General features: G+C 65.9%; 13 protein-coding genes. 6 read left to right on the top strand and 7 right to left on the bottom strand.

Annotated features, from left to right (window positions below; genetic code table 11):
• The 5 genes from ACYDAT_RS14570 to ACYDAT_RS14550 all read left to right on the top strand — a co-directional run.
• On the top strand, positions 1–701 hold a 701-nt coding region (locus ACYDAT_RS14570; protein WP_461451021.1), incomplete at its 5' end, for a serine hydroxymethyltransferase.
• A gap of 100 nt (positions 702–801) precedes the next feature.
• A complete protein-coding gene (nrdR, locus tag ACYDAT_RS14565; protein ID WP_461439938.1) occupies positions 802–1,332 on the top strand; it encodes a transcriptional regulator NrdR in 531 nt (176 codons plus the stop codon).
• Positions 1,333–1,338: 6 nt separating this feature from the next.
• Complete coding sequence (locus tag ACYDAT_RS14560) at positions 1,339–1,836, top strand: GNAT family N-acetyltransferase (RefSeq protein ID WP_461439937.1); 498 nt, start codon at positions 1,339–1,341, stop codon at positions 1,834–1,836.
• Positions 1,837–1,865: 29 nt separating this feature from the next.
• Entirely contained in the window at positions 1,866–3,089 is a 1,224-nt protein-coding gene (gene ribD / locus ACYDAT_RS14555) for a bifunctional diaminohydroxyphosphoribosylaminopyrimidine deaminase/5-amino-6-(5-phosphoribosylamino)uracil reductase RibD (RefSeq protein WP_461451023.1), read from the top strand.
• Positions 3,090–3,099: 10 nt separating this feature from the next.
• Positions 3,100–3,699: a riboflavin synthase gene (locus tag ACYDAT_RS14550; protein ID WP_461451019.1), complete on the top strand. Its 600-nt coding sequence runs from the start codon at positions 3,100–3,102 to the stop codon at positions 3,697–3,699.
• Between the two features lie 18 nt (positions 3,700–3,717).
• Here ACYDAT_RS14550 and ACYDAT_RS14545 read toward each other — a convergent pair whose 3' ends face one another.
• The 5 genes from ACYDAT_RS14545 to ACYDAT_RS14525 all read right to left on the bottom strand — a co-directional run bounded on the left by ACYDAT_RS14545 (position 3,718) and on the right by ACYDAT_RS14525 (position 8,171).
• On the bottom strand, positions 3,718–6,939 hold the full coding sequence (locus ACYDAT_RS14545; protein WP_461451017.1) for a type I restriction endonuclease subunit R: 3,222 nt from the start codon (positions 6,937–6,939) through the stop codon (positions 3,718–3,720).
• Between the two features lie 3 nt (positions 6,940–6,942).
• Positions 6,943–7,437 carry a GNAT family N-acetyltransferase gene (locus ACYDAT_RS14540; protein ID WP_461439934.1) on the bottom strand — a complete coding sequence of 165 codons (495 nt, stop codon included), beginning with the start codon at positions 7,435–7,437 and terminating at the stop codon, positions 6,943–6,945.
• Position 7,438: 1 nt separating this feature from the next.
• A complete protein-coding gene (locus ACYDAT_RS14535) occupies positions 7,439–7,705 on the bottom strand; it encodes a type II toxin-antitoxin system TacA family antitoxin (protein ID WP_461439933.1) in 267 nt (88 codons plus the stop codon).
• 101 nt (positions 7,706–7,806) lie between these two features.
• Positions 7,807–8,010, bottom strand: a complete 204-nt coding sequence (locus ACYDAT_RS14530; RefSeq protein ID WP_461451015.1) for a hypothetical protein — start codon at positions 8,008–8,010, stop codon at positions 7,807–7,809.
• Entirely contained in the window at positions 8,007–8,171 is a 165-nt protein-coding gene (locus ACYDAT_RS14525; protein WP_461439931.1) for a hypothetical protein, read from the bottom strand. The genes ACYDAT_RS14530 and ACYDAT_RS14525 overlap by 4 nt, the downstream gene beginning before the upstream one ends.
• Positions 8,172–8,891: 720 nt before the next feature.
• Between ACYDAT_RS14525 and ACYDAT_RS14520 the strand changes: the two genes are divergently transcribed.
• Complete coding sequence (locus ACYDAT_RS14520) at positions 8,892–9,470, top strand: helix-turn-helix transcriptional regulator (protein WP_461451013.1); 579 nt, start codon at positions 8,892–8,894, stop codon at positions 9,468–9,470.
• A 668-nt stretch (positions 9,471–10,138) separates the two neighbouring features.
• On the opposite strand, the gene ACYDAT_RS14515 is transcribed toward ACYDAT_RS14520, so the two are convergent.
• Entirely contained in the window at positions 10,139–11,407 is a 1,269-nt protein-coding gene (locus ACYDAT_RS14515; RefSeq protein ID WP_461451011.1) for a restriction endonuclease subunit S, read from the bottom strand.
• The coding region (locus ACYDAT_RS14510; RefSeq protein ID WP_461451009.1) for an N-6 DNA methylase at positions 11,407–11,890 on the bottom strand (484 nt) is incomplete at its 5' end. The genes ACYDAT_RS14510 and ACYDAT_RS14515, both read right to left, overlap by 1 nt.

Genomic DNA, 11,890 nt, shown 5'->3' with positions numbered 1-11,890 from the left:
CCGACGGCGTGGGCGCGTATTTGTTCGTGGACATGGCGCACGTCGCCGGCCTGGTCGCCGCGGGCGTGTACCCCAGCCCGCTGCCGCACGCGCACGTGGTCACCAGCACCACGCACAAGACCCTGCGCGGCCCGCGCGGTGGCGTCATCCTGGCCAGCCGTAATGCAAGCGGTAGCGCCAGCGAGGATCTGCAAAAGAAACTGCAATCGATGATCTTCCCCGGCACCCAGGGCGGCCCGCTGATGCACGTCATCGCGGCCAAGGCGGTGGCCTTCAAGGAAGCGCTGGAACCGGCGTTCAAGACCTATCAGGCGCAAGTCGTGAGCAACGCGCGCGCCATGGCCGCCGCGTTCAGCGCGCGCGGCTGCAAGATCGTCTCCGGCGGCACCGACAATCACCTGATGCTGGTCGACATGATCGGCCGCGAGGTCACCGGCAAGGACGCCGAGGCGGCGCTGGGCAAGGCGCACATCACCGTCAACAAGAACGCCGTGCCCAACGATCCGCGCTCGCCGTTCGTCACCTCGGGGCTGCGCATCGGCACCCCCGCGGTGACCACGCGCGGGTATGCCGAGGCCGACTGCACGGCGCTGGCCGGCTGGATCTGCGACGTGCTCGACGCCCCCGCCGATGAAACCGTCATCGCCAGCGTGCGCAACAAAGTCACCGAACAGTGCCGCGCGTTTCCGGTGTATGGCTGAGAAAAAGGAAGTGGGAAGTAGGATGTGGGGAATGCCCGCGGCGTCCGCGTTCCTGCTTTTCCGACTCCTCACTCCCGACTTCCTACTCCCCGTTTTTTGAATGCACTGCCCCTTCTGCCAGCACGAAGACACGCGCGTGATCGACTCGCGGCTGAGCGAGGACGGCAGCACGGTGCGGCGCCGGCGCGAGTGCCCGGCCTGCGGCGAGCGCTTCAACACCTTCGAGACCGCCGAAATTCGTCTTCCGGCGGTGATCAAGAGCGACGGCCGGCGCGAGCCGTTCGATGAACGCAAGCTGCGCGTCAGCTTCGAGCGCGCGCTGCAAAAACGCGCGGTCGGCCCCGAGGCCATCGACGCCGCGGTGCGCGCCGTGCTGCACGGATTGCGCGGGGGCGGCGAGCGCGAAGTGCCCTCGCTGCAGGTGGGCGAACTGGTCATGCTTGAGCTGAAAAAACTCGATCAGGTGGCTTACGTGCGTTTCGCTTCGGTGTATCGACGCTTCGAGGACGTGCAGGCGTTCCGCGAGGAAATCGAGCGCCTCGAACGCGACCTGCCCGCGCTCGAGGGTCTGCAACTGCCGCTGCTGCAACCCGCCGCCGCGGGCAAGCCCGACAAACCCGGCAAGCGCTGAGCGGCCGTGCGCAGGGCCTTCGCCATCGACCACGCCTGCGACGTGCCGCAATGGCTGCCGACACTGGCGGCGGCGCAAGCCGCAGCGTTCGCGCCGCTGATCGCGGGACTGGATACGAACACCGCATTGGCGCGACTGCGCACGCATCAGCGGCACCGCGCGCTGCCGACCACGCTGATCGCGCACCACGAGGCGTTGTCATGGCTGGGCGGCGTCAGCCTGCTCGACAACAGCCCCGAGGACACGCGCCCCTGGGCGCCCTGGCTGGCCAGCCTGGTGGTGCGCGACGAGCAGCGCGGGCAAGGCATCGGCAGCGCGCTGATCCGGCGCGGCGTGGAGGAAGCGCGCGCGCTCGGGGTGGCGCACTTGTATCTGTATTGCGCGGCCGATTTGGTGGGCTACTACGCGGCGCGCGGCTGGCATACCTGCGGCGATTACACGCGCGGGGCGTGGCGCGCCGTGGTCATGCGCATGGACACCGGCGCCGCCGAACCGCGCGCATGAGCACCTTCAGCGCCAGCGATCACGCGCACATGGCGCAAGCGCTGCGGCTGGCCGCGCGCGGGCTGTTTACCACGCAGCCCAATCCGCGCGTCGGCTGCGTGATCGCGCACGGCGAAAATGTTGTTGGCGACGGCTGGCATGCGCGCGCCGGCGAACCGCACGCCGAGATCTATGCGCTGCGCGCGGCCGGCGCGCAGGCGCGCGACGCGACCGCCTACGTCACGCTGGAGCCTTGCGCGCACCACGGCCGCACGCCGCCCTGCGCCGATGCGCTCATCGCCGCCGGCGTGGCGCGCGTGGTGGTCGCGTGCAGCGATCCGTTTCCGCAGGTCGCCGGCGCCGGCATCGCGCGCCTGCGTGGCGCCGGCATCGCGGTCGACGTGGGCTTGATGCAGGACGCCGCGCGCGAGTTGAATCGCGGTTTCCTCAGTCGCATCGAGCGTGGCCGTCCGTGGTCGCGCCTGAAGCTGGCCATGAGTCTGGATGGCCGCACCGCGCTGGCCGACGGGCGCTCGTTCTGGATCACCGGAGAAGCCGCGCGCGGCGACGTGGCGCACTGGCGCGCGCGCAGCTCGGCCATCCTCACCGGCGCCGGCACCGTGCGCACCGACAATCCGCGCCTGAGCGTGCGCCTTGATCGCCTCTCTCACCGCGATGTCGAGCCGCGCCCCGATCCCCTCTCCCAGCGGGAGACGACCAACGGGAATCCCCAAGGGAGCGGCGGGGGTGAGGGTGCGTATCTTGCGCAGCGTCACGCATCAGCCGAACCCTCATCCCCGGCCCTTCTCCCGGCGGGAGAAGGGAGCCCGTTCGTGCCGCCGCTGCGCGTGGTGCTGGACGCGCGGCTCGATGCCCTGCCCGTCGGCGCGCATCTGCTGGACGGCGCCGCGCCCACGCTGATCCTGCACGCGCCGGATGCCCGCCCCGCGCATGCCGACTACGCGCGCGCCGAGTGCCTGCCGATTGCCGTCGTGGACGGGCGTCTGGACCTGGGCGCCGCGCTGGCCCTGCTCGCCGCGCGCGGCTGCAACGAGGTGCAGGTGGAAGCCGGCGCCACACTGGCCGGCGCGCTGCTGCACGCCGGTCTGGTCGACGAACTGCTGCTGTACATCGCGCCGGTGCTGCTGGGCGACAGCGCGCGTCCGCTGCTGCATCTGCCCGCGCTCGCCGACATGGCCGCGCGCTGGCAACTGCGCACGCTGGATCGACGCATGCTCGGCGAGGATCTGCGCCTGCTGCTGCGCCCCCACTGAGGAGACTGGCATGTTCACCGGCATCATCCAGGCCATCGGCACCATCGCCGCCATCGATCCGCGCGGCGGCGACCTGCGCCTGTGCATCGATTGTGGCGCGCTCGATCTGGCCGGTGTCGCGCGCGGCGACAGCATCGCCGTCAGCGGCGTGTGCCTGACCGCGATCGAGCTGGGCGCGCAGCGCTTCGCGGCCGATGTATCGCGCGAGACGCTGGCCTGCACCACGCTGGGCGCGCTACGCGTCGGCGCTGCGGTCAATCTTGAAAAAGCCCTGCGCGTGGGCGATGCGCTGGGCGGGCATCTGGTCGCCGGCCACGTCGATGGCGTCGGCCACGTGCTCGATGTGCGCGCGGACGCGCGCTCGCAGCGCTGGCGCTTTGCCGCGCCCGCTGAACTGGCGCGCTACATCGCCGGCAAGGGCTCGATCTGCATCGACGGCGTCAGCCTCACCGTCAACGAGGTGGACGGCGTCATGTTCGGTGTCAACCTGATTCCGCATACCGTGGCCTTGACCACCTTCGGCCAGCGCGCGGCGGGGGACGCGGTGAATCTGGAGGTCGATCTGCTGGCGCGCTACGTCGAGCGCATGCTGGGCGCGCGCCCAGGCTGATTGCGCGCCAGCGCCTGCTCAAGCGTAAACGCTGCGCCCAGCGCCAGAGTAGTGGTCGTAGATGTGCGCGAACGCGCGCGCGAATTTTTCCTGCTGTACGTCGTGGGTGTAGGGCTTGGGCAAGCTGCGCATCTGCAGCTTGATGGTCTGCATCACCGCCGCCTTGGCCTGCTGTTTTTCGCGCCAGTCCAGCACCAGCTTCTCGCGCTTGAGCGTGGCCAGCAGTTCGCGGCACACGCGCTTGACCTCGACCTGCTCGGCCTTGCTCAGCCTGGGCTCGGGCTGGGTGAGGATGTCGAACAGGGCGAGTTCCTCCTCGCTCAGGTTCTCGGCCACGGCGCGCTGCTCTTCCGTGCTCAGGTCGCGGGCGAACTGCACCAGCTCGTCGAACAGCGCCTCGATGTTCTTGCTGCCGGCGTTGTACTCGTCGATCAGCTTCTGGAACTTCTCGGCCAGGTCCACGCGCGCGGGGTTGATCTGCACCATCGCGCTCAGCCGGCCCTCGATCAGGCGGCGCAGCTTTTCGGCCTCGGTGCGCTTGTGGCCACCCTGGTCGAACTTGTCCTGCAGCGCCTTGAAGTCGATCTCGGAGAGATTGATCAGCGCCTCGGGCTGGCTGGCCGGGGCGATGTGATAGCCCTCGGTGGCGATCGAATCGTTGAGCAGCGCCTCCACGTCACCCATCACCGCGCTGATGTCGGGCTGGCCGGTCTCGGCGCGGATCTTGGCGGCGAGATAGCTCACCAGCACCGCCATCGGCGCCAGCTCGCGCGCCAGCGGATCGGGCAGAATGGCCTTGAACAGGCGCGCCACCTGGCCGGCCAGGCGCAGCCAGCGCTTCTTGTCGGCATCGCTGGCCAGAAACGCCTCCACCGCGTCGGCGATCAGCCCGATGCGGGCAAAGCCCTGCGCGCCGGCGATGGCGTCCAGGCTCACGCCATGCTGGGCGGCGAACGTCTGCGCGTCTTGCAGCGCCGCGCGCAGCGTCTGCACCAGCTCGGCCTTGTCGAGGATGGGCGAGGCCTGTCCGGCCGCTCCGGGCTGGGCGTACACGGCCAGCGCGTTCTGCAGCGCACGAAAGATGCCCACGTAATCGACGATCAACCCCGATTCCTTGCCCGGCGCCACGCGGTTGGCGCGGGCGATGGTCTGCATCAGCGTGTGCGCGTGCATGGGCTTGTCGAGATAGATCGTCGAGCAGGTCGGCACATCGAAACCGGTGATCCACATCGCGCACACGAACACCAGGCGCAGCGGGTCGGCCTCGTCCTTGAACTTCTCGTCGAGCTTTTCCTTCAGCAGGCGCTGGCGATGTGGCGTGATCTCCAAGCCTTTCGCGCGCAGATCTTCCACCTCGTTCTGGCCTTGCGACACGACCACAGCCATGTCGGTGGTCTGCATCAGCCGGATGCGCGCGATCAGTGCCTCGCGCGCATCGCCCCGGGCTTGCTTCAGCGCCGCCTGCAGCCGCGCGATCTCGGCTTTCCAGTGCACCTGAACCTTGTCATACATGCGCAGCGCGGTGGCCTTGTCGATGCACACCATCATCGCCTTGCCGCGATAGCCGCGGCCGACAAAGTGCCGCACCACGTCCGTGGCGATCGCCTCCAGCCGGTCCTCGCGGGTGATGATGTGGTACTCGCGGGCGAACTCGCGCTCCAGCTTCTTCTCCTGATCCGCGTCCAGCTCGGCGGCTTCGAGCAGGGTTTCCAGATCGCGGTTGAGGTCGGCGTTGGTGAGCTGCACCTCGGGAATGCGGTTCTCGTAATACAGCGGCACCGTGGCGCCGTCCTCGATCGAGCGGGCGAAGTCGTAGACGCTGACGTAGTCGCCGAACACCTCGCGCGTGCGTTCTTCCTCGCCGGCGATCAGGGGCGTGCCGGTGAAACCGATGAAACCGGCGTTGGGCAGGGCGTTGCGCATGTTCAGCGCGAACACGTCGTACTGGCTGCGGTGCGCCTCGTCGGTGATCACGATCACGTCGGAGCGGTCGGAGAGTTGCGGGTAGGGCTGGCCCGGCTCGCTGCGGAATTTCTGGATCAGGGTGAAGATGGTGCGCTCGTTGCCGCGCAGCAGTTGCCGCAGGTGCTCGCCACTGCTGGCGCGCACGTCCTCGCGCGCGGTGGCGCCGGTGGCCTTGAAGGTCTTGCTGATCTGCGCGTCCAGTTCCTCGCGGTCGGTGACGATCACGAACGTGCAACTGCCGAGAACCTTGCGCAGCACCTTCTGCGTGAAAAACACCATCGACAAACTCTTGCCCGAACCCTGCGTGTGCCAGAACACGCCCAGGCGCTTGCGCTCGGCCGGCTCGCTGGCGCGCAGCTCCTGCAGCCGCGCGATGGCTTTGTTCACGCCGAGCAACTGGTGGTTCTTCGCGGTTTTCTTCACCAGGCCGCCCTTGGCCTCCTCGAACACGGTGAAGTTTTCCACGTAGTCCAGCAGCCGCGCCGGTTGCAGCAGGCCGTGCAGCGCGCGCTCCAGGCTCACCGTGCCGGCATTCGGGCCGAGCACCTCGGCCTCGTCGTCCACGCGCCTCCAGTCGAAAAAGTGCTCCCAGGCGCTGGTCAGCGTGCCCACGCGCGTGTCGCTGCCGTTGCTCAGCAGAATGAAGGCGTTGGGGTGGAACAGTTGCGGGATGCTCTGGCCGCGGTAATCGCGCAGGTTGTCATCGAACGCGCTTTTGAGCGGCACGCTGGGCTTTTTCAGCTCGATGAACACCAGCGGCAAGCCGTTGACGAAGCCCAGCAAATCGCAGCGGCGGCGGTACATATCGCCCGCCACCCACAGTTGCGAGGCAAGAAAGAACTCGTTGTTGTCCGCTGCGGCCCAGTCGATCACGCGCAGGGTTTCGATCACCTGGCCGCCGTGCGCGTCGGGCAGGCTCACCTTCACGCCGTCCTTCAGCAGCCGGTACAGCGCGCGGTTGGCGTTCACCGCGATCTGCGTGCTGCGGTCCGCGCTGATCTGGTCGATGGCCTGCGCGTAGGCCGTGTCCGGCAGGCCGGGGTTGAGCCGCTGCAAGGCCGCGCCCAGGCGGCGCGTGAGGATGACCTGATGCTCGCTCTCGCGGCCCTCGCTGCCGTGCTCGCCGAAGGTCTCGGCGAACAAGTTGGCGTGGGTCCAGCCCAGCAACTCCAGCAGCGCGATGGCCGGCTGCTCCACCAGCATCAGCTCGCCGTAGCCGGCAGTGACATCACGGACGGTGGGCACGGTGCTGGGCTGCTTGCGTGGCGTCTCCAAGGTTCACTCCTTGCCCAGCGACAGATACAGCGTCCGGGTGGGCCCATCCTGCGTGGCGCGAAAGCCGAAGGCACGATAGAACGCGGCGGCATGGTCGTGCAGCGCATCCACCAGCAGCACGCGCACGCCGAGATGTTGGCGCAGTTGCAGGCTGCAGTGCACCGCATGCCCCAGCAACAATTGGCCGTAGCCCTTGCCCTGCGCCGCTTGCGCCACCGCCAGTCGGCCGATGCGCACGGCGGGTACCGGGTACGACGGCAAACGCTTGCGGTCTGCCGGCTGCAACTCGGCTAAAAACAGTTGCGCCGCCGCCAGGCTGCAATAGCCGAGGATGCGCGCGGCGTCGGCATCGTCCACCAGCAAGTGGGTGGTAGCGATGCCGTCGCGCTGGTGCTGCCCGGCGCGTTCGCGCAGATAGGCGTCCAGCGTGGGTTCGCCACAGTGAAAGCCGTCGCGGTCGTGCCGCCTGGCGTCCAGCAGCGTGAACTGCAGCGCCACGTCAGCGGGGCAGTTGGGCCGCGTCCGCCATGGCCTGCTTCAGGCGCGCATTGGGCTTGAACGGGGCGTCCAGCGCCTTCATGAAGCGGCGCGATTCCGCCGCCGACAGCGTGGCGCTGAGTTCGGCGGCCATCACGGTCTCGGCCTCGCGCAGCACCGCATCGCGCACGAACGCCGACAGCGGCATGCCGCGCAAGTCGGCGGCGCGGCTGATGCGCGCCTTGTCGGTGGGGTTCAGGCGTAGATCGAGTCGGGCGGCAGCGGTCATGGCGGTGTCCTGGTGAAAGCTCGGAACAAGCTCAAGGCGTATTGTACGGAATCATCCCGTACAGCAGAGTCTGCGGTCAATCCGCGCCCATGCAAGCCGACTCAGTCGGCTGCCTTGCCCGGCGCCGCGTCCGATCCCGGCGCGCCGATGTTCACCATCCTGCCGTCGCGCCACACATGGCAGGGCGTGCCGGTGCGCAACGCCAGCTCGCGGGCGTTTTGCGCGGCGCGGCGCAGAGCGGGCAGCACCTTGTGCAAGTCGGGGTCGCGTGACGGCGACGATGGCTTGGGTTTGCTGGCGGTCATGGGTTGTCCTCGCTGGCAATCAGCACCGGCTCATTGCCAGCATTGTCATACAGCGCCCAGGCGTTGACCAAAGGTTTGTAGACCAACTCGAAGTTGCGCAGCCCGGTGGCGAATCGACGCCGGATCACTGCTTCGGGGATGGCGTGGCCGCCCTGCGCCACGCGGCCAAACCTTCGAGCTTGACGTGTCGTCGCGATCTTGGCGGACGATCATGGCGGCGCTGTGGTTCCTCAATGTCGATGCCGAACGGCGTGCGCCTCAGGCTGCCGGCGCCGACAGGGGTGCAAGGGCACAGGCTGGACTGCATGCGGCCACCGCACACACACTGGCGTTAGATTGGCTTGAGTGGCACAGTGCGATCCATTGCAGCCCTCCGATCTATGCACACGAGCGGCCGCTTTCGCTCGTCTGGTTTGCGGGTCGCGATTCCTTACCCGTGGCCGCAGCTGCATCTGTCGCTTATTTGCCGCGCTGGCCTCATGCACACTTTCATCATTGTCAGGGGCGCCGGGAGCGTATGGCTACAAAAAGTCGCGGACGCGCTGGTGGAGGAATTTCATCTCGATCTACGCAGGCGACACGGGTGCCCGGCCCGCCTTGGCGTTGGTGCTGCCGACTGGACGACCGCGGCAACGATGTTATTGATGCTTGGCACAAGCGTGATTTGTCCAAGAAGGCCCGCATGAACTTTGAGCGGCGTCGAGATCACCTGTCGCAGCTGGAGCTAAGGTTCTGGAATCGGCCAAGCGCCTGCTCAATTGGTGATCACATATATGTGATACACTTCAGCGATGAATCTGGTAAGCAGTGGCGTCCCTTCGGGCACATCGACCTCGTGAGGAGCGCCTTTGTGTTCACTGAGAGCGCCTACGAGAAGGACGATGTCTACCATCCCCATGATGCTGTCGAACGTGCCAAACGCCATCGAGGCTCGGTCACTGCAGACTTTTCCCGTCGCGCCAAATTTTGCTTTCAGCGTGATCAGCAACCCACCTGAAAATACCGTGCACATAGGCGGCACGGTGCCTGTAGTCATCGCGGTAGCAATCGACGCGCTCACGGCCGAAAGGCGAACGGCGGTTACGTTGCTGAAGGCGCGCCGATCCTGGGCCGACCGGGAATCCCGCCAGTTCTATGTAGAGGCGGCCGTGGAACAAGGTCTGGCATACCAGATCAGGGTGAATCGCGAACGACGAGAAATGAGCCAGCGCGAACTCGGAAAAATTGTCGGCACGCGTCAGTCGGCAATCAGTCGCATGGAAGACCCCGATTATGGGTCGCAGTCCATTCCGAAGCTGCTCAAAGTCGCACATGCCTTCGATTGCGCGCTGCTGGTTAAGCTGGTGCCGTTTTCTATGTTGGCAGTGGAGGCGGAGCACCTATCCGAAGATGACCTCTATGCCGCAGGCTATGACGAAGAAGTACAGGAGAACGAGCTATGGTTAGCGAAACTAAGTTGAAGGCCAAGAAGGTGCAGGGTGCCCACCCGGTGCCACAGCTAGTTGTCGACCCGGATAGTGTAGATAACGCATCGCCAATCTACGCGGATTCCCTCGTGCACATGGGTGTCGGACCATTCATCAGCAAGCTAACGTTTGGTTCTCAAACACCGACCTCCCGATCCGTCGCTGCCAATTTCACGTTGGTGCTACCGACGAATGCGCTTGTGGGACTTCTTGCGGCGTGCCAGCAGGCGCTCACGCCGGAAGCTCTGGCGAATTTAGCTGCGCTACGTGTGGACCAACTACGTGTGGACCAAGTAAAGGTGGAACCTGCTGCCTCGTAACGCATTGGTGCGGGTTCCGGCTGATCCCGTAGGGTGCTGTCCGCGAAAGCGGTCATAGGGAGAGTCTGTTCAGAGTTCCACTTCGGGCCGTCAGCCGCCTGCGGAGCGGTCGGGGGCCACCCTGACCACGCGAGAGGCGGCCAGCCATCCTCATCTTGGTGGCGCTGTTCAGACCGGTCTCAGTGGCTGGTTCGAGAGCGTTTCGGGTGGGGGTTGGATCGTTGGGGTGGCCGGTTTCGAATGGAATATGCAGGTACGTGGCCTCGGGCAGAAACACACGGGCGAAAGTGGTTTTACCCGCGCCGTTCGGCCCGGCGATGATCAGGATGCGGCGCGGCGCGCTCATGCGGCCACGGCCTGCGGCTCGGGCAGGTCGGACACGTCCAGCTCGCCGGAGATCAGCTTGGGCAGCAGCAGGTCGCGGGTGGTGCGGAGGTTGTGGTTTTTTTTCTTGAGCAGCAGCTCAAGATCGAAAAGCGGATCAAGGACTAACGCAGCGCTGTTCAGAACTCGATGTGGCGGCACAAGCAGACGCATTTCCTTCAAATCTCTAGCGCTCAGGTGTGCCACGGTCGTGCCCACGATGGTAGCTTCCAAATGCTTAATTGGTCCTTCCGTGACCCAGAAGAGCCAAGAGCGCGGGATGCCATCCATCGGTCGGAAACGAACGACTCGCTGATTCAGCCATGCCATGCCGCCAGCCCAGCGCCCCATGTGGAAGTCACCATCCATGCCGACCAAGATGTCGCCGTCGGCGATTAGGTATTTGCGGTCTGCCGCTTCGCTAGTTGTGGTGCTCGCGCGATCGCGCCTGATGTCCCGTATGCGAACGACGCCGAGGCCATCACCATCGTCGACAAACAAATTGGACTTGAACGGGAAACCATAAGTCTGATCTGCCACGTCGTACAACCCTCGAACTGCCCACCCCTCCGGCACGAGGCCCAGTTCGGACTCGACCATGCGGGTGTGCTCGTGGCCGGGGAAGCGGAAGCGCACGAACCATTCCTCGTAGATGCGCCGCGCCATCTCCTCCAGTATCGCGATGCGCCGCGTGTTGTTCTCGATCAGGTCGTCGTAGGCGGAGAGGATGGCGGCGATGCGGCGCTGCGTCGCAAGAGGCGGCAGGGGAATACGGAACTCACGCAGCACGCCGAGGTTGATATGCGGGACGCCAGATGATGATGCGCGATTGATCATCTCCTGCTGTGTCGTCGGATTTCGAAAACAGTAAAACAGCCACTGGGCGTCGACTCTCGACTCATCGACGGACAACTTCATCTGGCTCTGCGAGATGACAAGCCTTGCATACGGCGAGCTTTTCGGAATGATGCCGACCTGGCCGAGTGTTCCCCTCTGCGTGAAAACGACGTCGCCAGGGTGCGCGTTGTTGGCAAGTAGTTCGTCTGCTTTCGCATCGGTGACGAACACGAAGTCGTCGAAGCTGAAACGACGGTCGCCCGGGAGGTTGCATCCGCGGATGACTGGAACACCGTGATCAACGTAGTCGCGAGAAACCAACTTGGAGCCGAACGGGCCGCCGTTGAGCGCCCATTTCTTGGGCGCTTGAAGCTCCGTGATTGGTACTTCAAGCCAATCGTTACTTGCCATCAAGCAGCACCCAGCAAGTCGGCCAAGTTCGTTGCAATCGTCGTTTGCAGAGCGGATGCCTCGCCATTTAGCGCCTCCAGCTCCTCCTGCAACGCCTCCAACCGCTCCCTGAAATCAAACCCATCCGCCGCGCGCTCGCCCACGCCGACATAGCGCCCCGGATTCAGGCTCCAGCCCTGCGCCTCGATCTCGGCTAGCGTCGCGACCTTGCACAGCCCGGCCACGTCGCGGTAGCGGCCCTCGGGAAACTTTTCGGCCAGCAGCGCCGCGCCGCCCGCTTCCGTCTCCGGCGCATCGCCGCGGTACAGGCGCACGATGTTGGCGAGGAACTCCAGTTGCTCGGGCGTGAACTCGCGGATGGCGCGGGTGACTTGCTTGAAGAACGGGCGGGCATCGATGAACAGGATGGTGTCGCGGTTGCGTACCTGCACTGCCGAACCCTCACCCCCGGCCCCTCCCTTGGGGACTTCCGTTGGTCGTCTC

It is taken from the genome of Metallibacterium sp. (assembly GCF_054637675.1).
The sequence above is the reverse complement of the archived record's forward strand: the minus strand, read 5'-3'. Positions and strand labels throughout refer to the sequence as shown.

Excerpts from the sequence above, each read along its gene's own strand:
- ACYDAT_RS14520 (WP_461451013.1), top strand. The coding sequence starts at position 8,892 with ATGTCTACCATCCCCATGATGCTGTCGAACGTGCCAAACGCCATCGAG.
- ribD (WP_461451023.1), top strand. The coding sequence starts at position 1,866 with ATGGCGCAAGCGCTGCGGCTGGCCGCGCGCGGGCTGTTTACCACGCAG.
- ACYDAT_RS14530 (WP_461451015.1), bottom strand. The coding sequence starts at position 8,010 with ATGACCGCCAGCAAACCCAAGCCATCGTCGCCGTCACGCGACCCCGAC.
- ACYDAT_RS14550 (WP_461451019.1), top strand. The coding sequence starts at position 3,100 with ATGTTCACCGGCATCATCCAGGCCATCGGCACCATCGCCGCCATCGAT.
- ACYDAT_RS14515 (WP_461451011.1), bottom strand. The coding sequence starts at position 11,407 with ATGGCAAGTAACGATTGGCTTGAAGTACCAATCACGGAGCTTCAAGCG.
- ACYDAT_RS14535 (WP_461439933.1), bottom strand. The coding sequence starts at position 7,705 with ATGACCGCTGCCGCCCGACTCGATCTACGCCTGAACCCCACCGACAAG.
- nrdR (WP_461439938.1), top strand. The coding sequence starts at position 802 with ATGCACTGCCCCTTCTGCCAGCACGAAGACACGCGCGTGATCGACTCG.